At 69.8% G+C, this 23,333-nt stretch carries 23 protein-coding genes and 3 tRNA genes; 10 read left to right on the top strand and 16 right to left on the bottom strand.

Translation table 11 applies throughout. The features are described 5' to 3' along the window. The first annotated feature begins 7 nt into the window (after positions 1-7). Genes Q9R22_RS03735 through asd form a run of 4 tightly spaced genes read left to right on the top strand, consistent with a single transcriptional unit; the run spans position 8 to position 3,111 of the window. Entirely contained in the window at positions 8-826 is an 819-nt protein-coding gene (locus Q9R22_RS03735) for a thymidylate synthase (RefSeq protein WP_131332444.1), read from the top strand. Continuing rightward, on the top strand, positions 823-1,569 hold the full coding sequence (locus Q9R22_RS03730; RefSeq protein ID WP_131332443.1) for a dihydrofolate reductase: 747 nt from the start codon (positions 823-825) through the stop codon (positions 1,567-1,569). The genes Q9R22_RS03735 and Q9R22_RS03730 overlap by 4 nt, the downstream gene beginning before the upstream one ends. A 33-nt stretch (positions 1,570-1,602) precedes the next feature. Further along, positions 1,603-1,947, top strand: a complete 345-nt coding sequence (locus Q9R22_RS03725; protein ID WP_242670601.1) for a GNAT family N-acetyltransferase — start codon at positions 1,603-1,605, stop codon at positions 1,945-1,947. Between the two features lie 27 nt (positions 1,948-1,974). Further along, positions 1,975-3,111 carry an aspartate-semialdehyde dehydrogenase gene (gene asd, locus Q9R22_RS03720; protein ID WP_131332441.1) on the top strand — a complete coding sequence of 379 codons (1,137 nt, stop codon included), beginning with the start codon at positions 1,975-1,977 and terminating at the stop codon, positions 3,109-3,111. 84 nt (positions 3,112-3,195) lie between these two features. Here the strand turns inward: asd and Q9R22_RS03715 are convergent, their stop codons facing one another. The 10 genes from Q9R22_RS03715 to Q9R22_RS03670 all read right to left on the bottom strand — a co-directional run bounded on the left by Q9R22_RS03715 (position 3,196) and on the right by Q9R22_RS03670 (position 9,369). Beyond that, positions 3,196-3,603, bottom strand: a complete 408-nt coding sequence (locus Q9R22_RS03715) for a PGPGW domain-containing protein (protein ID WP_035960049.1) — start codon at positions 3,601-3,603, stop codon at positions 3,196-3,198. Positions 3,604-3,691: 88 nt separating this feature from the next. Beyond that, entirely contained in the window at positions 3,692-4,825 is a 1,134-nt protein-coding gene (locus Q9R22_RS03710) for a UDP-N-acetylmuramate dehydrogenase (protein WP_131332440.1), read from the bottom strand. 11 nt (positions 4,826-4,836) lie between these two features. Continuing rightward, positions 4,837-5,319 (bottom strand): MaoC/PaaZ C-terminal domain-containing protein, encoded by a 483-nt coding sequence (locus Q9R22_RS03705; protein WP_131332439.1) that lies wholly within the window; start codon positions 5,317-5,319, stop codon positions 4,837-4,839. Continuing rightward, the gene (locus Q9R22_RS03700) at positions 5,316-5,765 is read right to left on the bottom strand and encodes a MaoC family dehydratase N-terminal domain-containing protein (protein ID WP_064845251.1); all 450 of its coding nucleotides are present in this window, start codon (positions 5,763-5,765) and stop codon (positions 5,316-5,318) included. The genes Q9R22_RS03705 and Q9R22_RS03700 overlap by 4 nt, the downstream gene beginning before the upstream one ends. A 62-nt stretch (positions 5,766-5,827) precedes the next feature. Further along, positions 5,828-6,784 (bottom strand): substrate-binding domain-containing protein, encoded by a 957-nt coding sequence (locus Q9R22_RS03695; RefSeq protein WP_131332438.1) that lies wholly within the window; start codon positions 6,782-6,784, stop codon positions 5,828-5,830. Beyond that, positions 6,784-7,110 carry a hypothetical protein gene (locus Q9R22_RS03690; RefSeq protein ID WP_131332437.1) on the bottom strand — a complete coding sequence of 109 codons (327 nt, stop codon included), beginning with the start codon at positions 7,108-7,110 and terminating at the stop codon, positions 6,784-6,786. The genes Q9R22_RS03695 and Q9R22_RS03690 overlap by 1 nt, the downstream gene beginning before the upstream one ends. Before the next feature lie 36 nt (positions 7,111-7,146). Then, positions 7,147-8,394 carry a Na/Pi symporter gene (locus tag Q9R22_RS03685; protein WP_131332436.1) on the bottom strand — a complete coding sequence of 416 codons (1,248 nt, stop codon included), beginning with the start codon at positions 8,392-8,394 and terminating at the stop codon, positions 7,147-7,149. Between the two features lie 309 nt (positions 8,395-8,703). Next, positions 8,704-8,777, bottom strand: a tRNA-Met gene (locus Q9R22_RS03680). Positions 8,778-8,831: 54 nt separating this feature from the next. After that, a tRNA-Thr gene (locus tag Q9R22_RS03675) sits at positions 8,832-8,903 on the bottom strand. 49 nt (positions 8,904-8,952) lie between these two features. Further along, the gene (locus Q9R22_RS03670) at positions 8,953-9,369 is read right to left on the bottom strand and encodes an FCD domain-containing protein (protein ID WP_131332435.1); all 417 of its coding nucleotides are present in this window, start codon (positions 9,367-9,369) and stop codon (positions 8,953-8,955) included. Positions 9,370-9,383: 14 nt separating this feature from the next. Between Q9R22_RS03670 and Q9R22_RS03665 the strand changes: the two genes are divergently transcribed. Beyond that, positions 9,384-9,821: a hypothetical protein gene (locus tag Q9R22_RS03665; RefSeq protein ID WP_207387883.1), complete on the top strand. Its 438-nt coding sequence runs from the start codon at positions 9,384-9,386 to the stop codon at positions 9,819-9,821. 242 nt (positions 9,822-10,063) lie between these two features. Here Q9R22_RS03665 and Q9R22_RS03660 read toward each other — a convergent pair whose 3' ends face one another. After that, on the bottom strand, positions 10,064-12,355 hold the full coding sequence (locus Q9R22_RS03660) for a DEAD/DEAH box helicase (protein WP_396415662.1): 2,292 nt from the start codon (positions 12,353-12,355) through the stop codon (positions 10,064-10,066). A gap of 78 nt (positions 12,356-12,433) precedes the next feature. Further along, positions 12,434-14,182, bottom strand: a complete 1,749-nt coding sequence (locus Q9R22_RS03655; RefSeq protein WP_242670600.1) for a DUF2079 domain-containing protein — start codon at positions 14,180-14,182, stop codon at positions 12,434-12,436. Positions 14,183-14,285: 103 nt separating this feature from the next. Between Q9R22_RS03655 and Q9R22_RS03650 the strand changes: the two genes are divergently transcribed. Together Q9R22_RS03650 and Q9R22_RS03645 are read left to right on the top strand one after the other, a co-directional pair. Beyond that, a complete protein-coding gene (locus tag Q9R22_RS03650; protein ID WP_131332432.1) occupies positions 14,286-15,284 on the top strand; it encodes a DNA-3-methyladenine glycosylase in 999 nt (332 codons plus the stop codon). A 190-nt stretch (positions 15,285-15,474) separates the two neighbouring features. Continuing rightward, a complete protein-coding gene (locus Q9R22_RS03645) occupies positions 15,475-16,188 on the top strand; it encodes a VIT family protein (RefSeq protein ID WP_131332431.1) in 714 nt (237 codons plus the stop codon). 217 nt (positions 16,189-16,405) lie between these two features. Here the strand turns inward: Q9R22_RS03645 and Q9R22_RS03640 are convergent, their stop codons facing one another. Next, positions 16,406-16,804 carry a co-chaperone YbbN gene (locus Q9R22_RS03640; protein WP_064846723.1) on the bottom strand — a complete coding sequence of 133 codons (399 nt, stop codon included), beginning with the start codon at positions 16,802-16,804 and terminating at the stop codon, positions 16,406-16,408. Between the two features lie 115 nt (positions 16,805-16,919). On the opposite strand from Q9R22_RS03640, the gene Q9R22_RS03635 reads away from it, so the two are divergent. Beyond that, complete coding sequence (locus Q9R22_RS03635) at positions 16,920-17,960, top strand: LLM class flavin-dependent oxidoreductase (RefSeq protein ID WP_165489770.1); 1,041 nt, start codon at positions 16,920-16,922, stop codon at positions 17,958-17,960. 313 nt (positions 17,961-18,273) lie between these two features. Here Q9R22_RS03635 and Q9R22_RS03630 read toward each other — a convergent pair. Next, a tRNA-Tyr gene (locus Q9R22_RS03630) sits at positions 18,274-18,355 on the bottom strand. Positions 18,356-18,622: 267 nt separating this feature from the next. On the opposite strand from Q9R22_RS03630, the gene Q9R22_RS03625 reads away from it, so the two are divergent. Next, positions 18,623-19,114, top strand: coding sequence for a YajQ family cyclic di-GMP-binding protein (locus Q9R22_RS03625; protein WP_035960096.1), 492 nt, complete (start codon positions 18,623-18,625; stop codon positions 19,112-19,114). Positions 19,115-19,346: 232 nt separating this feature from the next. Here the strand turns inward: Q9R22_RS03625 and htpX are convergent, their stop codons facing one another. Both htpX and Q9R22_RS03615 read right to left on the bottom strand, forming a co-directional pair. Beyond that, positions 19,347-20,246, bottom strand: coding sequence for a zinc metalloprotease HtpX (gene htpX / locus Q9R22_RS03620; protein ID WP_035960103.1), 900 nt, complete (start codon positions 20,244-20,246; stop codon positions 19,347-19,349). A gap of 20 nt (positions 20,247-20,266) precedes the next feature. Beyond that, entirely contained in the window at positions 20,267-22,177 is a 1,911-nt protein-coding gene (locus Q9R22_RS03615) for a sigma-70 family RNA polymerase sigma factor (RefSeq protein WP_165489769.1), read from the bottom strand. 604 nt (positions 22,178-22,781) lie between these two features. Between Q9R22_RS03615 and Q9R22_RS03610 the strand changes: the two genes are divergently transcribed. After that, a complete protein-coding gene (locus tag Q9R22_RS03610) occupies positions 22,782-23,258 on the top strand; it encodes a Fur family transcriptional regulator (protein WP_064846699.1) in 477 nt (158 codons plus the stop codon). Positions 23,259-23,333: the final 75 nt, after the last annotated feature.

Genomic DNA, 23,333 nt, shown 5'->3' with positions numbered 1-23,333 from the left:
GAGACCCATGCCCATCCCCACTCCCTACGAGGACCTCCTGCGGAACGTGCTCGAGAACGGGACCCCCAAGACGGACCGCACCGGCACGGGGACGCTGTCGGTTTTCGGACGCCAGATCCGCTACGACCTGGGCGGCTCCTTCCCCCTGCTGACCACCAAGCGCGTGCACTTCCGCTCGGTGGCGCTCGAACTGCTGTGGTTCCTCTCTGGCTCCTCCAACGTGCGCTGGCTGCAGGAGCGCGGGGTGAGCATCTGGGACGAGTGGGCGGATGAGAACGGGGACCTGGGGCCCGTCTACGGCGTGCAGTGGCGCAGCTGGCCCGCCGGGCATGGGGAGACGATCGACCAGATTGCCCGCGTGGTCGAGTCCATCCGCACCACTCCGGACTCGCGCCGGCACATGGTCACCGCGTGGAACCCCGCGGAGGTGGACCGGATGGCGCTGCCCCCGTGCCACGCGCTATTCCAGTTCTACGTGCAGCCGCGCGAGGACGGCCCGGACGCCCTGAGCTGCCAGCTGTACCAGCGTTCGGCGGACCTGTTCCTGGGCGTGCCGTTCAACATCGCGTCCTACGCACTGCTCACCGTGATGGTCGCGCAGCAGTGCGATCTGGTCCCGGGTGAGTTCGTGTGGACCGGGGGTGACTGTCACATCTACTCCAACCATTTGGAGCAGGTGCGCACCCAGCTCGCGCGTGGGCCCTACCCGTACCCCCGGTTGCAGTTGCGCCGGCGTCCGGAGTCGATCTTCGACTACGAGTTCGAGGACTTCGAGGTGCTCGACTACCAGCACCACCCCGGTATCAAGGCCCCGGTGGCGGTATGAACGGGGACGTCGTGAACGGGCAAGGCTCGGACGCACTCGCCACGATCGTGGCTCCCGCAAAGGGTGAGCGGCGCCCGAACGGCGGGAGCAACGTCGCCGTGGGCGGGATCTGGGCGCAGTCCCCGGACGGCGTGATCGGGGCGGACGGCAGCATCCCGTGGCACGTGCCCGAGGACCTGAGGTTCTTCTCCCGCACCACCGTGGGGCACCCGGTGATCATGGGTCGGCGCACGTGGGAGTCCTTCCCTGAGCGTTTCCGGCCCCTGCCGGGGCGGCCCAACGTCGTGATCACCTCCCGTCCGGACTCGGTGCCCACGGACGGTTCACGGGTGTGGGCCGTGGACTCGTACGACGCCGCCGTGGCCCTCGCGCTGCGCCTGCTGCCCCCGGCCCCCGGCGCCGATGACGCCGCGCCCGCCGGGACCTCGTCGCGCACCGACGCTGCCTCCTCGGACGGGCCATCCCTCGTGCCGGGGACCGCGCGCGAGATCTGGGTGATCGGCGGCCCGGGGGTGTGGCGCGAGGCCGCCGCGTACGCTCCGCTGCCCCTGACCCGGGCGCTCGTGACCACCATCGAGCTGGACGTCACCGGCGACACCCACGCCCCACACCTCGACGACGAGTGGGCGCGGCGCGAGGTCGCGGACTGGGCCGAGTCCGCCAAGGGGGTCCGTTACCGGATCGACGAATACACGCGCGGTGCCGCGAGCGGGACCGTGACCAGGGGCGATGGGATAGCGTGATGGGACACACAGCTCGAGATGGAGGTCCCCGCCGTGACGACTGAACCCACACCGCAGATCAACAACAGCCCAGACCTGAAGGTCGTCCCCAACCACGACGCTTCACGTTACGAATTGTGGGACGGGGAGCAGTACATCGGGTTCCTGGGCGTGGAGGTGCTCGAGGACGGCACCGTGGACCTGCAGCACACGATCATCTCGGAGGCCTTCGGCCGCCGCGGATACGCGCGGACACTGGTCACGCGCGTGCTGGACGACTACCGGCAGCGCGGCCTCAAGGTCCGGGTCACGTGCAGTTACATCCAGGACTACATGCGTCGCTTCCCGTCCTACCGGGAGCTGCTGGCCACCGCCCCGGACCCGCGGACTCGGGGCTGAACACGGTGCCTCGTTAGACTGGGGCGCATGACTTCACAACCCGCCGCCGTAGGTTTCATCGGATGGCGCGGCATGGTGGGCTCCGTGCTCATGGACCGCCTGCGCGCCGAGAACGATTTCGCCCAGCTCGATCCCGTGTTCTTCTCCACCTCCAATGCGGGGGGTGCGGCCCCCTCGGTCGGGGGCGCCGGGGATCCTGGTGTGCTGCAGGACGCCCACGACCTCGAGGCGCTCTCCAAGTTGCCCATCCTGGTCACGACCCAGGGGGGGGACTACACCAAGGCCGTGCACGGTGAGCTGCGCAAGAACGGCTGGGACGGCATCTGGATCGACGCCGCCTCCACGCTGCGCATGAACGACGACGCCGTGATCGTGCTGGACCCCGTCAACCGGGACGTCATCGACGCCGCCCTGGACCGCGGCGTCAAGGACTTCGTGGGCGGCAACTGCACCGTCTCGTGCATGCTCATGGGCCTGGGCGGACTGTTCCGCAACGAACTCGTGGAGTGGGCCACGTCCATGACCTACCAGGCCGCCTCCGGTGGCGGTGCGCGCCACATGCGCGAGGTCATCCAGCAGTTCGGGGACATCCACGCGAGCGTGGCCGACCCGTTGGCGGATCCCGCCTCCGCAATCCTGGAGATCGACCGAGCCGTGCTCGCCAAGCAGCGCGGCGGTGAACTGGACACCACCCAGTTCGGGGTCCCGCTCTCCGGGTCCCTGATCCCGTGGATCGACGCCGATCTGGGCAACGGGCAGTCCCGCGAGGAGTGGAAGGCCGAGGCGGAGACCAACAAGATCCTGGGCCGCTCCGGGGACCGGACCATCCCGGTGGACGGGCTGTGCGTGCGGATCGCCGCGATGCGCTCCCACTCCCAGGCGCTGACCGTCAAGCTGCGCGAAGAGGTCCCCGTCGCGGAGATCGAGCGCCTGCTGGACGCGGACAACGAGTGGGCCACCGTGGTGCCCAACACCAAGGAGGACTCCATGCGGGACCTCACGCCGGTGGCCGCCTCCGGGTCCCTGCAGATCCCGGTGGGCCGCATCCGCACCATGTCCATGGGCCCGCAGTACATCTCCGCGTTCACCGTGGGTGACCAGTTGCTGTGGGGCGCTGCGGAGCCCGTGCGGCGCATGCTCAAGATCGCCACGGGGACCCTCTGATCAACGGGTCCTGATCCGGGCGTTTCGGTGCGCGCGTTGTGATCCGCGCGCGTTAATCCGTCCGTGCGGCGGGGCTTCCCGCGCCTAGCGAGGATCGTCAGGGGTCGTGGCACGCATGTGCCGCGGCCCCTGCACCAATGTGGGGGGTTTGTCCCGGGCGCGCCGATAGCGCCACTGCGCCATGACATTGGCCCACCATCGCCACGCACGCAGCGCGAGCCGCTTGATCCGCTGGTTCAGCCGGTGGGCCCATTCGAACTCCGTGCTCCAGATCCCCAGCCCCAGGAAGATCGCGAGCCACCCGGGCCCGGGCGTCACGAGCATCACGATCCCCGCGAGCACGAACACCCCGCCGAGCACGATCACGGTGGCCTTGTGCAGGACCCGCAGCACGGGGTGGCGCTCGGACCACGCGCGCAGCCGCAGCACCGCCCGGTGCACCCGGCCCCCGCGTTCGCCGCGCTCGATCTCCTCGTGCAGCTCGGAACTCATGCGCGCGTCCCGCACATGCGGTGCGCCGTGCCGACGCCGCTCGCCCCGATCATCACGACTGTTCCGTTCGTCCCATGGGTCGCGCTCGTCAGAGCGACAGCCCGATCAGCACGGGCTCGGGGGCCAGCCGTACGCCGAAGACCTGTTCCACGCCGCGCTGTACCGTGCTCGCGACGGCGGCGACGTCCTCCCCGGACGCGGTGCCCCGGTTCGTCATGGCCAGCGTGTGCTTGCCGGACAGCGCCGCGCGTCCTCCGGCGACCTCCCCGCCGTCCAGGTCCAACAGCTCGTTTCGGGTGCCCGGCAGCCCGAATCCCTTGCCGAAACCGGCGTGGTCGATCAACCACGCCGCGGAGAATTTCACCGCGCCGGGAACCTCCTGTCCCGTGGCGTCCAGGACCGGGTAGCGGGGGGCGTCCGCGGGGATCCGATCCGTGAGTTCGTCCTCCGGGACCACCGGATTGGTGAAGAAGGACCCCGTGCTGAACGTGTCCCGGTCCTCGGGGTCCAGGACCATGCCCTTGCCCGCTCGCAGTCGCAGCACGGTGTCCCGCACGGTCGCGAGCGGTGCGCTCTGTCCCGTCTCGACCCCGAGCGCCGTGGCCAGCTGGGCGTAGCGCACGGGCATCGATTGCTCCTGCCTGCGCAGGCGGAACGTCACGGAGAGCACCACGTAGCGCGGTGAACCGTGGGTCATGCTGCGCTTGAGCAGGGAGTCACGGTAGGAGAATTCCAGGTCCGCGAAACCGAACGTGAGTTCCTTCCGGGCTTCGCGGTCCCACACCCGCACCCGCACGATGCACTGGGAGACCTCCGCGCCGTACGCGCCCACGTTCTGCACGGGCGTGGCACCCGTGGTGCCCGGGATCCCGGCCAGGGTCTCCAGACCGGCCAGCCCGCGCTGCACCGTCTCCCGAACGGTGTCCTCCCACGGCTCTCCCGCGGCGACGTCCACGAGCGCAGTGTCCGAGTCGCCGTCGGCCGAGCCGCTTCCGTCCGTGACCGTGATCCCGCGCGTGGCCACGTGCACCACGGTCCCCGCGAACGGCTGATCGGACGCGAGGATGTTGGAGCCGCCGCCCACGATCAGCACCCGCTCACCGGCGTCGTCCGCGCGGGAGACCGCGTCGACGAGGTCCGCCTCGGTGGTCGCCTCCACGACCTTCTCGGCGGGGCCCCCCACGGCCGTGGTCGTGAGCTGGGACAGACGTGGTGCGTTCATGAGGCACCACTCTAGTGCGGGAACTTCACAACCGCCTGAGCCTTGACGAGCACCTTGAGTTCCTTGGCCGTGGCCGGATCCGTGTCCGGTTCGGAGAGGTCCGGAGCGGTCACGGTGAGGTCCACGCGCACCGTACGCGCCTCGGGATCCACGACTCCGATCACCCCGCTCACGGTCAGCGCGGTGCTCGGGACCACGCGGTCCTCGAACGTGTTGGGCACCACCACGGGCTTGCTGAACCGGGTCTGGTAGTCCACCACGGCGCCGGGATCGCCGGCCCACTCGGTCACCAGCGCCACGGCCGCACCCATGGTGAACATCCCGTGGGCGATCACGTTGGGCAGGCCCACGCCCTGCGCGAAGTCCTGGTTCCAGTGGATCGGGTTGAAGTCACCAGACGCGCCCGCATAACGCACTAGGTCCGCGCGCGAGACCCCCACGCGGCGCTCCCCGATGAACTGGCCCTTCTCGAGCTCGTCGAACGTGATGTTCACTGGTCCTCCCCGCGTACCAACAACGACGACACGGTGGTCGCCACCTTCTCCCCCGACACCGTGGTGATCTCCACGCGAGAGGTCACCATGGCCCCGGATCCCAGGGGACGCACGTTGTCCACCGTGACCGCGGCTGTCAGCTCGTCCCCGGCGACCACGGGGCGGTGATGCGTGAACCGCTGGTCCGCGTGCACTACGCGCGAGAAGTCGATCCCGGCCTCGGGATCGTTGACCAGGGCGGCGTCGGCCCGCTGGGACACGATGATCGCGAACGTGGGCGGGGCCACGAGGTCCGCGTACCCGGCAGCGCGCGCCGCGGCGACGTCGTGGTGGGCGGCGTCCGTGGCGTGGACGGCGCTCGCGAACTCGCGGATCTTCTCGCGGCCCACGAGGTACGGGGGGATGGACGGGTAGGTCCTGCCCACCACGTCTGCGGATATGGCCATGACTCTCCTCGATCGCTGGGAAGAATTTCTCCCAGCGTACTGGGCGAGCGGGCCCGGACGAACTACCGGGGGCCGAGCACGCGCTCGTCCAGCCGCGCCCGGGCCTGCGCGTAAGCGTCGTCGGACAGCGGGTAGAAGAACGCGCGCGGCACGATCTCCTGACCGTGCTCCAGCAGGTGGCGCGCGTACTCCTCCACCGCGGGGTTCTTCCCGAGCGCCTCGCGCGAGACGTAGACGTAGAGCTCACGGCCCAGCGGGTACCGACCGGAGACCACGGACTCCCGGTCCGGTGCGACGCCGTCCACCGGCAGCGTGGTCACCCGGTTGCGGTCCTCCTCGGGCGCGGCCAGGTAGTTGCCGACCCCCATGAAGGCCAGGGAGTACGGCGCCTCGGCGGCCCAGTGCGCGACCTGCGCGAGGTCCGCGCTGTGCTCGTAGTCCTCGCGGATGGCCCCGGGCTCCCCGTTGACCTTCTGGGTGAACTCGAGGAACGTCCCGGAGCCTCCACTGCGCCCGAACAGGTCGATCTCCTGGCCCGGCCAGCCGTCCCGCACGTCCGACCACGTGTCCACCGAGGATCCCGGTTCCCAGATCCGCCGCAGCTCCGCCATCGTGATGTCCCGGACGGCCTCGTTCTGCTCGTTGGCGATCAGCACGATCGCGTCCAGGGCGATGGGCAGTTCCACGTACTCCACGCCGTTGTCCGCGCACGCCGCGCGGAAGTCCACGGGGTCCTCGGGGCCCGGGATGGGGGTCGAGGCGTTGTTGATGTCCGATTCACCCGCGCAGAACTTCTCGAACCCGGCGTTGCTGCCCTCGGACGAGATCTGCGCGTTCGTGCCCGATTCCCGCACGGCCATCCGGGTGATCGGCTCGATCGTGGCCGATCCGGTGATCACCACGGCGTCCCGCTCCCCGGCCGCGCCGGCGGATCCCGCGGATTGCTCCGAGCACGCGGTCACCACGAACGCCGCCGCCACCGCGCAGGCGACCACTGCGGACGGTCGACGCGCGCGCATCACTTCCCCCCCGCTTCCCGGCCGGTGCGCGCGGCGCTGCCGTCCGCGACGTCGTCGGTCCGCTCGTCCCACGGGCGACCGGCGCGCTGTTCGCGCACCGCACCGCGCACGAACGCGCCCACCGCGCGCCAGTCCACCCGGGCCTCCTCCAGCAATGCGGCCAGCCGGTCGATCTCGCGGTGCTGGGCCGCCATCTCCTCGGACGCCTCCCGCCAGCGACGACGCCGCTCGAGTTCCTCCCGCAGTCGCGCGACCCGTTCCTCGGCGTCGGAGATCAGTTGCAGTAGTTCACGCTCGTCCGTGGTGGACGACTGTTCGGGGTTCATGCGTTCGCTCTCCTCGGCGCTCGATGGGGTTCGCGGTCAGAAGACGGAGGTCAGCAGGATCATCACGCCCGGGACGGCCACGAACACGCCGAGCACCCACATGACCACGTAGAGCTTGTTGCGGGCCCCCAGGTCCCCGATCCACACGGCGGCCTTGACGGGGATCGGACGCAGGAAGGGGATCCCCATGATCACGATCATCGCGAAGGCGTTGTAGAGCAGGTGCACCGTGGCCGCGGTCATCCCGGCCGTGCGTTCGATCCCGGAGAACCCGAACGCCGCGATGATCGCGGTCATCGTGGTGCCGATGTTGGCGCCCACCGTGAACGGGAAGATCTCGCGCAGCTGGAACTTGCCGGAGGCCGCGAGCGGCACCGCGAGCGACGTCGTGGTGGAGGACGACTGCACCAGGACCGTGATGAACAGGCCCGCCAGCACGCCGGACACGGGACCGCGGCCGATCGCGGAGTGGAAGATCTTCTCGGCCTGGCCCACCAGGAGCAGCTTGAGCAGCTTGGAGATCATGCGGATGACCAGCAGGATCAGCGCGACGCCCACGAGGATCATGGCGATCCCCGCCCAGACCTCGGGAAGGAAGGACGTCAGGGCGCCGCCGATCAGGTCCGCGCCGGGATCCGTGATCGCGGAGACCACGTCCCCGAACGTTCCGAACACGGACGAGACCGCTCCGCCGTCCGTACCGGCGGTCACCCCGGCGAACCACGTGGAGACGCGTTCGAGCAGACCGAACATCATTTCGATCGGCAGGAAGATCACCAGGGCTAGCAGGTTGTACATGTCGTGCACGGACGCCGCGGAGAAGCCGCGCCGGAACTGTTCCCGGTCACCGGCCGCACCCAGGGAGACCAGCGTGGAGGTCACGGTCGTGCCCACGTTCGCGCCCATCAGGATGGGGATGGCCGTGCCCAGCGGCAGGCCACCCGCGACCATGCCCACCACGATCGAGGTGGTCGTGGACGAGGACTGCGTGAGCACGGTGGCCAGGATGCCGATGGCCAGACCCACGAAGGGGTTCTCGGCGAAACCGAACAGCTCCTCCGCGCGGCCACCCGTGGCGGCGCTGAAACCATCACCGATCAACCCCACCGCGGTGATCAGGACGTAGATGCCGAAGGCCACCAGGAACCACTCGAGGACGTTACGCGTGCGCTCAGAGACCGGCAGGCGCGCCAGGATGCTGTGTGTCTGCTCGTCCTTCTCGGAACCCGACTGCGCGTCCTTCTCGGTGGGTCGCTGTGCCAGTGATGATCCGCTGCCCGCCATGGTGCCTCGCCCCTCCGACGTCCGATCGTGCCCGCCCGCCCCGGAGGCTGCTCCGGAGTGCGGCGCCCTGTTCCTCGAGTGGAACAGGGCCAAGCGGCCGCGAGGTGAATCGGGCCCGTCCGCGAGTTGACCTGATGGACGGGTGGCTAAGCAATCGGGGAGCGGGTCGCCCGTTCCCGGGCCGCTCGGGAGTGGGTCGCGCGGAACCGGACTGTTCAGGAGCGGGTCGTGCGGGACCGGCTGTCCCGGGCCAATTGTGCCCGGGGACGACGAAGGCGCCGCTCCCCGAGGGGAACGGCGCCTGAACGGTAGCGGTGGACGGGCTCGATCCGTCGACCTCACGATTATGAGTCGTGCGCTCTAACCAGCTGAGCTACACCGCCACATCATGGATGAAACCCACGGTTCACGCAGGAACCGCAGGTTCTCATCATGAGAGCCCCGACCGGGAATCGATCCCGGGACCTCCATCTTACCAAGATGGCGCTCTACCACTGAGCTATCGGGGCAACGCGGAATACTCTAACAGGAGATGAGCGGGTCGCAAAAACAAGCCCCTCACCCCACGAGCCGCGCCGATTCACCCGCCACGGCGTGCTCCTTGATGAGCCGTCGGGCCTCGGGTGCGCCCGCCCGACCGACCGCTTCCACGAGATCCCGGTGCAGGTCCAGGCGCGAACGGATGTACTCGTTCAGGGGCATCTCCAGGGACGGTTGCACCGAGGCGGTGTGCACCTCCACGACGTCCAACAGGCTCAGGTAGACAGAGCGCAGCAGCTCGTTGGGACTGATCCGGGCGATGCTCGCGTGCAACTGCCAGTTGGAGCGTACGAAGGCCACCGGGTCCTGGGCCTCCACCGCGGTGGCCATGCACCGGATGTCCGCGCGCATCTGGGCGAGCCCCGCCCTGGAGCAGTGTTCGAGGGCGTCCTCGATCAGCAACGGGTCCAGGGCGTCACGGATCCGCACGGCCACGGACGTGGCGTCTCATGCGGCCGTTCACGGCCATGGAGGACGATCGGGTCAAGGTCACGGCCACACTGGTCCCCCACGGGCCGGTGTTCCCCACTTATATGTTCCGCTTCGACACGAACCACGGGTCGGTCACGTTCTCCGGGGACACGACCCACAGCAAGACCCTGATCCGCCTGGCGAAGTACAGTGACGTCCTGGTGCACGAGGCGTTGCAAATCCCACCCGGGGTGGGGCTCACGGAAGAAGTGATCGACCACCACAAGAAGTCCCACGTGATGGTCGAGGACATGGGACCCGTGGCGCAGGCCTCCCATGTGGACCACCTGGTGCTCTCGCACATCGAGAACACGGGCGGCACCATCGATCCCGTGGAGTGGCACCGGCTGGCCAGCCGCGGCTACGACGGCGCGGTGACCGTGGGGCAGGACCTGCAGATCATCACGGTGGCCTGAGCCGCACGCGTCAGCGCACCTCACACCTCACGGGAACATGAGAAGCAGAAAAGGGCCGCGGCCGGGACGATCGTCCCGGCCACGGCCCTGTGTGCTGTCACTCACCGGCCACGCCGATGACCGACCACGTCAGCGACCGTCCCGGCTGGGCAGGTCCTGCTCAGTCGGCCGGCTCAGTGGCTCGCAGCGAACCGGCGAATCCGCGAGTCAGCGGCTCACGGTGAGGCAGTGAACCGACGGAATCAGCGACCCGAGTAGCCGCCGTTGTCCGGGCGGTTCTTCCGACGCGGCCGGTCCTGCTGGTAGGACCCGCCACGGGAACGGCCGCCGCCGCGATCGTCGCGGTAACCGCCACGATCCTGGTAGCCGCCCCGGTCCTCACGGTATCCCCCGCGGTCGTTGCGCGGGCCCCGATCCCCGCGGTAGCCCCCGCGGTCGTTGCGGGGTCCACGGTCACGGTCACCGCCGCGGAAGGGCTTGCCCCCGCGCGCGCCACCGGGTCCGCGATCCTCCTGGATCCGGATGGGCGAACCGTTGATCTGGGTGTTGGCCAGCTTGTCGAGGGTTCCCGCGGGGAGGTTCTCGGGCAGACCCACGAGCGTGAACGTGGGGCGGATGTCGATCGCACCGATCTGCGAACCGTTGAGACCGCCCTCGTGCGTGAGGGCACCCACCACGGCGCCGGGGACTACGCGATCGCGGTGCCCCACTGCCAGCTTGTAGGTCTTCATCCCGGCCTCGTCCCCCGGGGAACGGCGATTGCGGGGGCCGTCGCCGTCACGGCGCTCGCGGTCCCGCTTGCGCTGCGGCAGCTCGGGCAGGTCCTCCAGGAGGAACGGGCGGCCGTTCTGGGCGATCACGGCGAGAGCAGCGGCGACCTCGACGGCGTCGACGTCGTGCTCGGACTCGTATTGCTTCACGAGCTCACGGAACAGCGAGAGGTCCTCGGAGTCGATGGTCTCCTCGATCTGCTGCGCGAAGTTCTCCTTGCGGGTCTGGTTGACCTCGTCCGTGGAGGGCACGCGCATCTGTTCGACGGGCTGGCGGGTGGCTTTCTCGATCGCGCGCAGCAGGTACTTCTCGCGCGGGGTCATGAACAGGATGGCCTCACCCTTACGCCCCGCGCGGCCGGTGCGGCCGATGCGGTGCACGTAGGACTCGGTGTCGTGGGGGATGTCGTAGTTGACCACCAGGGAGATCCGCTCGACGTCCAGACCGCGGGCTGCAACGTCCGTGGCCACGAGGATGTCGATCTTGCCGTCGCGCAGCGAGTCCACGGTGCGCTCGCGCAGGTTCTGTGGGATGTCACCGTTGATCGCGGCGGCGGTGTAGCCGCGGGCCTTGAGCTTGTCCGCGATCTCCTCCGTGGCGGCCTTGGTACGCACGAAGACGATCACGCCGTCGTAGTCCTCGACCTCGAGCACGCGGGTCATGGCGTCCAGCTTGTGCGGGCCCATGACCTGCATGTACCGCTGCCGGGTGTTGCTGCCCGTAGTGGTCTTGGCCTTGACCGTGATCTCCTGGGGGTCGTGCAGGTACTGCTGCGCGATCCGGCGGATGGCCTTGGGCATAGTGGCGGAGAACAGAGCCACCTGCTTCTCCGTGGGGGTCTGCGCCAGGATCTTCTCGACGTCCTCGGAGAAGCCCATGCGCAGCATCTCGTCCGCCTCGTCCAACACCACGTACGCGATGTCGTCCAGCTTGAGCGAGCCCTTGGCCAGGTGGTCGATCACGCGCCCCGGGGTTCCCACGACCACCTGCGCGCCGCGCTTGAGGCCCGCGAGCTGCGGACCGTACGAGGAGCCGCCGTACACGGGCAGCACGGTGAAGTCGTCCAGGTGGGTCGCGTAGGAGCCGAAGGCCTCGGCGACCTGCAGCGCGAGTTCGCGGGTCGGCGCGAGCACCAGCACGCGCGTGCTGCGGTGTGGGCCGTGCAGGTCGGACAGCTCCGCGAGCTTGGACAGTGCGGGCACCGCGAACGCGGCGGTCTTGCCCGTACCGGTCTGCGCGAGCCCGACGACGTCGCGGCCGCTCAGCAACGCGGGGATTGTCGCGGCCTGGATGGGCGAGGGGTACTCGTAGCCCACCTCGTCCAGTGCCGCCAGCACGCGCGCGTCCACGCCCAGTTCGGCGAACGTAGGCAGGTTCGGTTCGGACTTCTCGGCGTCGGCGGGCTTCTCCGTGGAGCTGTTCTCGGCGCGCTTCTCGGCAGAGTCGTTCTCGACGCGCTGCTCGGCCGGCTCGGCGGCGTCGTCGTCCCGGGCCGTCTGCTCGGCCTCGGAAGGCTGGTCGGCGGGCTCGGTTGCCTCGCCGCTGTCGGTGCGCTGCGCGTCGACGACGACGTCGTGGTTGCCGGGGGCGTCGGTCACGGCGGGAGCGGCGTCGCGCTCGGGGGTTTCGCGCTCGGGGGTCTCGTTGTGGGGATTTTCGTTCTGGGACAGGGAGTCAGTGGACACGGAAGAACCTCGCTTCGGTGGAGTGGAGTGATTGTCACCGGTGCGCGCGGTACTACCGCTGAAGTCCTGGACCGACATGCCCGCTACGGCGAAACGGTTACGACAGACAAGAAACCGGGATGATAAACCACTAGCCTACCGCACGGCCGGGCCATGTCAGGCCGATCTGCGGGCCACCACGATGTTCGCCTCGTCACTGACGACCGTGTAGTCGACCCCGTACATGTCCCGCGCGTAGCCCGTGACGTCCGCTGGTGGCTCGCCGCTCCACGTCCCGCCGAGCCGGTCCACGACCACGTACTCGGGGGCGGGATCGTCCCCGTTGCCGATCCAATGCACGCGGGTGGTGCTCACGAGCCCGTTCATGAGCGAGAGGTCCGTGGCCACGCTCGCCCCGTGCGGGATGCGCTCCACCGCGGCGACCTTGGCGTCGTGACGCGGATCGGGTTGCCATGCCTCGGCGGTGGCCAGTTGCGCGAGCGGTTGCTGGGTGCCCACCGCGAGCGCGACGACCAGCGCCGCCCACGGGGCCGCGCGCGCCATGGTGCGCAGCACCGCACCCTCGCCGGGGAGGAACGGTAAGCCGTCACGGGTGAGGCGTCCGTTCGAGGGCCCGCTCCCGGCATGATCCCCCGCGGTTCCTCGGCGCGCCGGGCCGTCTCGGACGACGACGTCGCTCCCCGCCTTCCGCGCGCGATCCGCATCGTTGCGGAGCCGATCGATGGCGTCCACGAGCGCCACGAAGACCACGGGCATCAACACCGCGCTGTAGTGCCACCCTGGCCCCCAGTAACCGTGGTTGGGGGACAGCATGCGCCACGCGAGCGTGGGCAGCGCCACCAGCGCGAGGGGTGAGCGCACCGCCACCACGGCGCCGATCAGCAGCAGGAGCAGCCACGTGACGAACTTCTCAACCGGGACGACCTGCAACACGACCACGGAGGTGGGATCGCGCAGCAGAAGTGCCAGGTCGATCTTGTCCGAGTACGCGAACTCCCCCGCAGGGTTGAGCGCGGGCAGGATCACCCCCACCGCGAGCGCGGAGGCCAGGACGCCCCACACCATGAGTGCTGCGCCCCACCGCGCGGCCGGATCCCGCAGGACCGCTCTCGCGGGATCCGCCGATGCCTGTCCGGCGCCGCGGTCCCCATCGTGGCGGGCATCCGCGGTGACACGATCCTCAGTACCGTGCACGTGCGCGGCACTGCGCCCTGCGCCGCGGTGGGTGTAGGCGCGGAACTCGGCCCAGCGGCGTCGTACCGCACGGCTCCACCCACGCGCGAACGGGACCAGCGCGTGACCGAGCATGAGCGCCCCGATCACCGCGACCGTGACCCCCAGGTCTTCCTTGACGAGGGCCACGGGCACGCTCCACAGGGCGGCCGCGCGCCACCGCCGTTCCCGCAGTGCGCACAAACCGAGCGCGAGCAGCGGCACGGCGAGCGCGATCTCGTGGAACTGCACCGCGACCGCGTTCTGCAGTCCGAAGCTCGCCGCGTACGCCACGCCGATCGCGACAGCCGGGGCGGGGCGCAGGACATGCAGGGCACACCGCGTGACGACGGCGGCGGAGCTCCCAAAGAGGACGTCCTGCAGGATCATGAGGGTGAGCGCGGAGGGGAACACGGCGTAAATCGGTGCCAGGACGATCAGCAGCGGGTGGAAGTGATCCCCCAGGAGATTGAACCCGTGGCCCTTGATGTCCACGATCGGTGCGTGTCCGGAGGCGTACGCGGAGAGCAGTTGCGTGAAGATCGCGTTGTCCCACGAAGGGACGTCCCAGCGGATCCACTGGCTCCAGGAGAACGCGCAGTACACCGCGGTCGTGAACGCTCCCACGAGGACGGGTAGCAACCATGCGGGACGAGTCCGCCCGGGGTCGGCCGATGCGGGGGAACGGGCCACGATCCTCCCTCCGGGATGCCTGTGCCGGGCGGCGGGGTTGTCGGACCCAGTATGCCAGCCGGGTGCGCGCGAGGGTGTCGGAGACCCGTGGCATCATCTGCGCATGACCACCACGGTGCGGACAGCGCGAATCACCGGTTCGGGGGACTCCCCCACCCGGTTGCGCTGGACGCCACCCGGGCCCGTGCACCTGGGCCAGACCCTGCGGGTGCTCGGGCGCGGTGCGGACGATCCCACGGTGCGCATCCTGAACGAGGACTGCGTGTGGATTACCGCGCGCTCGAGCGGGTTGCCGGTGAGTGCGCGGTTCTCCCGCCCACCTCGCGTCGCGGGTGAGAACCCCCTGGACCGGGACGTCGTCGTGGACGCGTGGGGTCCGGGCGCGCAGCAGTGGTTGCCGTCCGCGCCCCGGTGGGTGGGCCACGGCGATTCGTGGGAGGAGTTCGAGTCCTCGGCGGGTTTTGCGCAGCTGCCGCACCGGCTCGTCAGGGCGCGCCACGACCACCCGGGGATGCGCTTGCCGGCCACGGGCACCGTCCTGGACCGCGCCGTCGTCTCCATCCTGGAACAGCGTGTCACGGCGATCGAGGCCGTGCGGGCGTACCGGGCGCTGCTGCGCTGGATCGGTGAGGAGGCACCCGGGCCCGCTCCGCGCGGGATGCGGGTGCCGCCCACGGCCGAGCAGTGGCGCAGGGTGCCGTCCTGGCAGTGGCACCGGGCGGGCGTGGACCCCGCCCGTTCCGCGACGGTCATGCGCACGGTGCAGCGGGCGTCGGCCCTGGAGCGCCTTGGCCGGGAGCCGGATCCGGCGCGGGTGCGCGCCGCGGTGCAATCGATCAGCGGGATCGGTGCGTGGACGGCCGCGGAGATCACCCAGTGCACCCATGCAGACCCGGACGGCGTGAGCGTGCGGGACTTCCACCTGGCCGACTACGTGTGCTGGTTCTTCGACGGCGCCCCCGGATCGGACGAGCGCATGCTCGAACTGCTCGAACCGTGGCGGGGTCACCGCCAGCGGGTCGTGCGGCTCATCAAGGCCAGTGGGCACCGCAAACCCGCGTTCGGCCCCCGCCTCACGCCCCAGGATCATCGTCATCACTGACGGGGTTTGATGGGCTCGCCCCTGAATCGGCGCCGTCGCGGCGAACGGGCTACTCCAGAGCGGCGTCGCCCCAATGAGCGGGCGGGGCATGATGTCGCGTGCCGCGCGTGTTGCTCCCCGCGGCCCCGGCCCGATTGAGGTTTGGCTTGCCTTCCTGGCGGGGTTTTCATTTGCGACGCAAACTATCTGCATGGCACAGCACACCGCGGTGGAACCGCACGCGACAAGGTCCGGGGAGAAAATGAACAAGCTGCGCGCCGGGGTCCTGGGCGCGAACGACGGCATCGTGTCCGTGGCCGCGACCGTCGTCGGCGTGGCCGGGGCCACCGCGGCCACGACGCCCGTGCTCGTGGCCGGTTCGGCCGCCGTGATCGGCGGCGCACTGTCCATGGCGCTGGGCGAGTACGTGTCCGTGTCGAGTCAGAAGGATTCGCAGGAAGCTCTCATCGAGAAGGAGAAGTGGGAGCTACAGGCCATGCCGGAGGCCGAGCTCGACGAACTCACGCAGATCTACCGGGATCGCGGGTTGAGCGAGACCACGGCCCGACAGGTCGCGGTGGAACTGTCCGAGAAGGACGTGTTGCGTGCCCACCTGGATGCCGAACTCGGGATCGACCCGGATGACATTCCCAGCCCGTGGGGTGCCGCGCTCTCCTCCGCGGCGGCGTTCCTGCTGGGTTCATTGCTGCCGCTGCTGGCCATCCTGCTCCCGCCCGCCCCATGGCGGATCCCCGTCACGTTCGTGGCCGTGCTCGTGGCGCTCGCGCTCACAGGGACGCTCGGTGCCCGGTTGGGTGACACCCCGCACGTGGCCCGCGCCGCGACCCGTGTGGTGGTGGGCGGTGCGCTGGCTCTGGGTGCGACCTTCCTCATCGGTTCCCTGCTGGGGGTTTCCGCGGCGTGACGGGCCGCGTGAAGAACGACTGACGGGCGGCGGGGTCCCACATCCCGCCGGACAAGCGGCCCGGGCATTCAGACCGGATATACGGAGAGGGCGGCTCCTTCGGGAGCCGCCCTCCGTGTTTCATGGGCGTGTGCCGTGTGGCGCGGGCATCACATCATCTGTGTATGACGAGAAGTGCGCGCCACTACCGGGTCTACATACGCCGTGGAACTCAGGATCAGTTCTGCTGATCCCCCGCGGCGCCGGTCTCCGCCTCGGCGGCCTGCTTCTCGACCTCCGCGCGGACCTCGTTCATGTCCAGGTTCTTGACGGCGTCGATGACCTGCTCGAGCGAGGATGCGGGAAGCGCGCCGGGCTGCGAGAACACCATGATGCCCTCGCGGAACGCCATGAGCGTGGGGATCGAGGAGATCTGGGCGGCGGCGGCCAGGCCCTGCTCGGCCTCGGTGTCCACCTTGCCGAATACGATCTCGGGGTTGTTCTCGGAGGCGGCCTCGTAGGTGGGTGCGAACTGCTTGCACGGTCCGCACCAGTCCGCCCACCAGTCCAGCAACACGATGTCGTTGTCAGAAATGGTCTGGCCCAGGGTGTCTTGGGTGATGTCTACAGTAGCCATGAAACCAGCGTAGGACCCCGTTCCGCCGAGCTCCAGAACGTTCACTGCGGGCACAAGGAACGCCCTGGGCGCCGCGCCGTCAGCATTCCCAGGAATCACCCGTGAGGAGCCACCCGTGACCTTCAGACTCGGTATCGCCACGTGGGGGGAACGCGCTCCCCACCCTGACACGGGTGAGCTTCCCAGTCCGCGGGAGGGGTTCCTGCAGCTCACCGAGTTGGCCCGCACCGCGGACCGGGTGGGCCTGGACATCGTGGCCGTCGGTGAGGGCCACGGGGCGGAGCACGTCAACCCGGATCCGTTGCAGCTGCTGGCCGCCCTGAGCTCCCACGCCCCGCGCGTCACCCTGTGCGCTGCCGCCTCCGTCCTAACCACCGTGGATCCCGTGCGCGTGGCCGAGCAGTTGCGCAGCCTGGGCACGGTCTCCGGTGGCCGCGCCGAGCTCGTGGCCGGCCAGGGCGGGACCGACCGGGATCTGCGGCTGTTCGGTGTGGATCCGCTCGACCAGGAGCAGATCTTCGAGGAACGCCTGGACCAGCTGCTCGAGCTGCTCGCCCCCGGCCCCACCGATCTCGCGGGCGTCCACCGTCCCGAGGCCGCGGGCGTCACCCTGCCACCGCCCGTGGGCGGGACGCGCGAGACGGTGTGGGCGGCGTCGTCGGGCTCGCCGCGTTCGGTGCTGCGGGCCGCGGGACACGGGATCGGCGTGATGCTCAACGTCATGGAAGGCCGCTGGGACCAGCTCGTGCCGTACGTCAAGGCGTACCGGGAGGCGCTGCGCGGCTTCAAGCACTCCACGCGCGGCGCGGTGGGCCTGCTGCTGCCGGGCCTCGTGGTGTCCGACGACGACGCCGCCCGTTCCCCCGACGCCCTCACCCTCGCCTATCCGCACTTCGCCGCCAGCACGAGAACCTTCGGCGCCGCAAGCGCCGACGACCCCGCGTGGACACCGGAGGAGTTCCGCGAACAGTGCGGGCCGGAGGGTGCGCTGCTCGTGGGCGGTGTGAGCGACGTCGTCACCAAACTGCGGGCCATGCGCGAGACGTTGGAGCTGGATCGGGTGCTCGTGCGCGTGGACGTGAACGGCCTGCCCCACGACGCGGCGCTGCGGACCGTGGAACTGCTCGGTCGAGAGGTCCTCCCGGCGCTGCGCTGAGCCCACCCGTGCTGCTCGGAACTCCCGCACCTGCCACCCACCCCGCTGCCCACATCCATGGGCTCCGCCCCGACACATCATGCCCCATCCTGCGGCTTTTACTGAGCTAAAACAGAAATGGGCGCCCTCAGCTGCTTGTGCTCCACGAGGAATTCGATGCGGTCGGCACAGAGGGCGGATGAGCCGCGGAGCAGGGCGCGGCAGAGCTTGGCAGGGAAGTCGCGACTGCAGCAGGGCCCTAGGACGAAAGAAGGGGCTCCCCGGATCATGTCATCCGGGGAGCCCCTTCGGGATGATCGCTCATCCCCGTGAGTGGCAGGTGAGGGATTCGAACCCCCGTAGGCAGTGCCAGCTGATTTACAGTCAGCCCCCTTTGGCCGCTCGGGTAACCTGCCGAGAGCGCACAAAGCGCATTGCACCCCCGCCGTGCGGGAGCACCTCAACATTACACAGCACACCCCCCGTCCCCCAAATCAGCGCGGGTGCCCCCAGAACCCCTGAACGGCCGGGAGCGTGACATCGGTGCCCCCACGCGGGTGACCACGAACTGCGCGGGGAGCCCGATCACCACCGATCCGCCCTGTTCCGGCACGAATGCGCTCATCGCGGGCAATTAGGCTGGTGGGTGACATCACGCACCCAACATACCCAGGAGGACAACCGTGGCTTCGGAATCATCATTCGACGTGGTCAGCAAGGTCGACAAGCAGGAAGTGTCCAACGCCCTGAACCAGGCCCAGAAGGAAGTGGCCCAGCGCTACGACTTCCGCGGGGTGGGCGCGGATATCGACTTCTCCGGCGAGAAGATCCTGATCAAGGCCAATTCGGAGGAGCGTGCCCAGGCCGTCCTGGACGTCTTCCAGTCCAAGCTGGTCAAGCGCGGGATCTCCCTGAAGTCCCTGGACGACGGTGAGCCCTACGCCTCCGGCAAGGAGTACCGCATCGAGTGCTCTATCAAGGAGGGCATCGCCCAGGACCAGGCCAAGAAGATCACCAAGCTCATCCGTGACGAGGGCCCCAAGGGTGTCAAGGCCACCATCCAGGGTGATGAACTGCGCGTCTCGTCCAAGTCCCGTGACGACCTGCAGGACGTGATCGCGCTACTCAAGGGATCGGACGTGGAGGTCGACCTGCAGTTCGTGAACTACCGCTGACGTGACCCGGCCCCGGCGCTGCGCCAGCACCGCGTCGGCCCCACGCCCGTCACACGCCGGTCGGCATCCGCAGACCAGGAAGCCGTGAGCCCCGAGCGGGGATCACGGCTTCTTCCGTACGGGGTTCGCCCCCCCCGGGCACCACGGCGGACACGCGGGCCGCAGTCGTGGGACGACGCGACGGGCCGGTCGCACGCGACGCCCACCGCGACGTCGAAACCCGAACGCCGCGTCAGCGGCCGTAGAACCCGCCGTTGCGCGCCATGTTCTGCAGCCGCTGCACGCGGTCATCGGTGGAGGGGTGGGTGCGGAACAGGCCGGAGACCGCACCGCCGCGGAACGGGTTGGCGATCATCAGGTGGGACGTGTTGACCACCTTCTGGTCCTCCGGGTTCATGGGCCGCTGGGACGCGCCGCCCTCGATCTTGCGCAGTGCCGAGGCGAGCGCAAGGGGGTCGCCGGTGAGCTTGGCGCCGTCCTCGTCGGCGTCGTACTCGCGCGTGCGGGAGATGGCGAGCTGGATCACGGTGGCCGCGACGGGTGCGAGGAACGCCATGAGCAATCCCACGAGCATGTTGCCACCGCGGTTGTCGTCACCGCGCCCGCCGCCGAAGATGGCCGCGAACTGCAGCACCTGCGCGGCGGACGTGATGAGTCCCGCCACCGCGGCCGCCACGGACGAGGTCAGGATGTCCCTGTTGTACACGTGCATGAGTTCGTGGCCGAGCACCGCGCGCAGCTCGCGTTCGTCGAGCATCTGCAGGATCCCCTCGGTGCAACACACCGCGGCGTTGTCCGGGTTGCGTCCGGTGGCGAACGCATTGGGGCTCATGGTGGGCGCGATGTACAGCCGCGGCATGGGCTGCTCCGCCCGGCGGGAGAGCTCCTCCACGATCCGGTACATGGCCGGTGCCTGTTGCGGGCTCACGGGCACCGCTCGCATGGACCGGATGGCGAGCTTGTCCGAGTTCCAGTAGCTGTATGCGGTACCGATCAGCCCGATCACCGCGAACAGGATGATGAAGAACGAGCTGCGCGTGGCCCCGGCGATGATCCAGCCGATCGCCAGCAACACCACCCACATACCGCCCAACAGCAGCACGGTCTTCAGTCCGTTGTAATGGCGGTGCATTCAGTGTTCTCCTGTGGGGTCTAGCGGGGCAAGAAAATGTTGAGGGATACCGACGGTACCAATGCGGACGGCGGCAACGGCGGCGCGGGCAATGGGGGAAATGTGGGCAGCGGGGGCAGCCCGTCGAGGCAGATGATCTCCCACCCTCCCAGTCCGAGCGACACCTCGCAGCCGGGGTCCGTGGTCGTCGGGGGCGGTGGTGCCACCCCCGTCGAGGGGGACGGGACCGGTGTTTGCGTAGCGTCCGACGGCGCGGGGGAGGGTCCCTCGCCCGGGTCCGCGGGGTTCCCTCCCGGGTCCGCGTCACCCGGGGGCGGGCTCGGCGACGGCGTGGGCGGGACGTCCGGATCGGTGCCGAGGTCGGGGGCAGAGGACGACGTCGCACCGCCCGCTCCGTTGCCCGGCGCACCCGGGTCCCCGGGCAGTGGCGCACCGCCCGGCCAGCGACCTTGCGAGTCACCCTGATTGCGGCCGGCCTGGCCGTCCGTGCCTTGTCCCTGGGGGACGTCCTCGCGGGCCTGCTTGGGGCGGGACGCGTCGGAATCGCCGAGGGCCACGGCCCCCCCACCGTCGGAACCGCCCGAGTCCCCCTGAGCAACGGACGCGGAATCTCCACCATCGGCGGCACCGCCGTACGAGTCCCGACCGGCGGAATCCCCATCGCGGGAATCACTGCCGTCCGCATCGTCGTCGCGACCGGCTGCGGGTGTCTCGGAAGAACCGCGGGCGCCGGACGCAGCGGCGTCGCCGTCGGAAGAGTTCACATCCGGGGGGACTGCGACGGCGGGCGCACCGCCCGAGGGATCGTCCGGCGAGTTGGACACGGCCACGATCCCCACGGCCGCGGCGGCCGCAACCAGGACGCCGACCGCGGCGATCGCCAGGCCCATACCGGACGATGCGAACGCAGCAATCCCCGTGGACTGCCCTGCCGCCACGGCCCCGGACGAGGCGCCCGCGCCGGCCCCGGAGCCGCCGGCACCCGGACCCCCGGACGCTGCGGTGGCGCTCCCCACCGCGCCGTCGAAAGCCGGGATCCCCGCGACTCCCGGAGCCTGGGACGCGGCACCCCCGAAGCCCGCCAGGGACGTGCCGGCGAGCGCGTCCACGAGCCGACCGCCCGCACCGGCCCACAACGGAAGCCCGGCCAGGACGGGCAGGAGCCAACCCCGCATCCCGATCCCGAGGTCCTGGAGCTGCAGGTACTCGGCGGTGCAGCGGGGACAGCGGTCCAGGTGTTCCTGCACGACCTTGGTGCGCGGCGGGGTCAGGGAACCGCGCGCGAACGCACCGAGCTGTCGTGAATACTCGCCGCAGTCCTCGAGGGCCCGCGCCGAGACGTGTTCCTGCATGTAGGCGGTGCGGAGTCCCTCCCGTGCGCGCGTGCCCAGCGCGGAGACCGCGTTGGGTTGAATGCCCACGGCGGAGGCCACCTGACGCGGCTTGCGCCCCTCGATCTCGAGGTACCACAGCACTTCCTGCCAGCGCTCTGGCAGGGACGCGAACGCGCGGGCCACCACCACGGAGTCCGCCTGGCGCACTACGGTGTCCTCGAACAGTTGCACACGATCCAGCGGCCCGTCCGGCTGGGGGTCCACGGGACGCGTGCGGCTCAGCTCGTTGGCGCGGTCCGCAGCGAGCCGGGACACGGCCGTAACGAGGTAGGCGCGCAGGAACTCCCGGGGGCCCTTGCCCTCCTTGAGCAGCGCGAACACGCGCGTGAACGCCTCGGAGACGAGGTCCTCCGCTTCCGGTTCGTTGCGGGAATGCATGCGGGCCACGGCCAGCGCCGCCCCGCGGTGCCGTTCGTAGAGCGTGGCGAAGGCATGCGAGTCACCCTCGCGGACCGCGCGTAACAGGTGTTCGTCGCTGATGCGTTGGCCGCCCTGGCCCGGGTGGTCCCCGGTGCCGGGAACTGCTCTGTGTGACATGGCGCTCTCTGCCCACTGGAAGTAACTCGGTACCTCCATTGTGACAGCCGCGGGCGCTGCGCGGCATTCCGCGACCCCGCCCCTCCCCCGCGTTCCCGCAGTCACCGCGCCGGCCCGGTCATGGCCGGGGGCGGGACCGGCGCCCCCACGCCGGTCCCGCCCCCGTCTCCTAGTGCCACCTCCCTCCCCCGCGCCGGACAGCCCGTCCGACAAAGAGACGCTCTCACCCGCCGCGTGCCGCGCGATGTGTCCCCGTGGTGATCGCGGCACCGGTTCGCCGGTCCCAGAGCGATCGGACCGTCCGGGATCCCGCGCAGCCCGCGCGGGATCCACTACGTAGACGCACGGGATCGGAAATCATGACGCGAGATCCGAAAACTTTTTTCGCGGGTCCCGCCACGGATGACGACGCCGCTGCCCGCGGCCTTCCGCGGGCCCGTCCCGGACCACGACGGCCCCACGCGGCGGGCGGGCCGCGAGCGCACCACGGCGGTGACCCGGGGCCGCGGGGGGGCATGTCGGCGGGGACGGCGGCGTTGACAGCGCGGGAGCGCCGTGAGTGCAACTATTGTGAGTGGCTCAGAATAAGAATAGAATGGACCCCATGGAGACCACCGTTCAGGCTGCACCGCACCCGTCGCGGGATGCGTGGACCTCGCATCTGCGCTCGCACGGGCGCAGGGTCACCAGACAACGTCTTGCCGTGTTGGACGCCGTGTCCGCGGTTCCACACGCCACCGCCGAGGACACCGTGCAGCAGGTCCGCTCCGTGCTGCCCAACATGTCCGTCCAGTCCGTCTACGTGGTCCTCGCGGACCTCGCGGCGATCGGGATGGTGTCCAAGTTCGAGCCGCCCGGATCCCCCGCGCGCTACGAGATCCGCACCGGGGACAACCACCACCATGCGTACTGCGTGCGCTGCGGAGTGGTCCAGGACGTGCCGTGCGCCGTGGGCCATGCCCCATGCCTCACGCCGTCCCAGGACCACGGCTTCGAGCTGCTAGCCGCGGAGGTCGTCTACCGGGGTGTGTGCCCCCGCTGCCAGGAAGAGCTCGCGGCGAGCGCGACCGAGGCCCGCTGAGCCACGCTCTGACACCGGCTCCCTGACGCGCGGCCCCTGACATACAGCCCTGGCGCACCCCCGGACACGCCCCGC

This window comes from Kocuria sp. PD6, from assembly GCF_031844145.1.
GTDB lineage: Bacteria > Actinomycetota > Actinomycetes > Actinomycetales > Micrococcaceae > Kocuria > Kocuria marina.
This window is presented reverse-complemented; position numbering and strand designations above follow the sequence as displayed.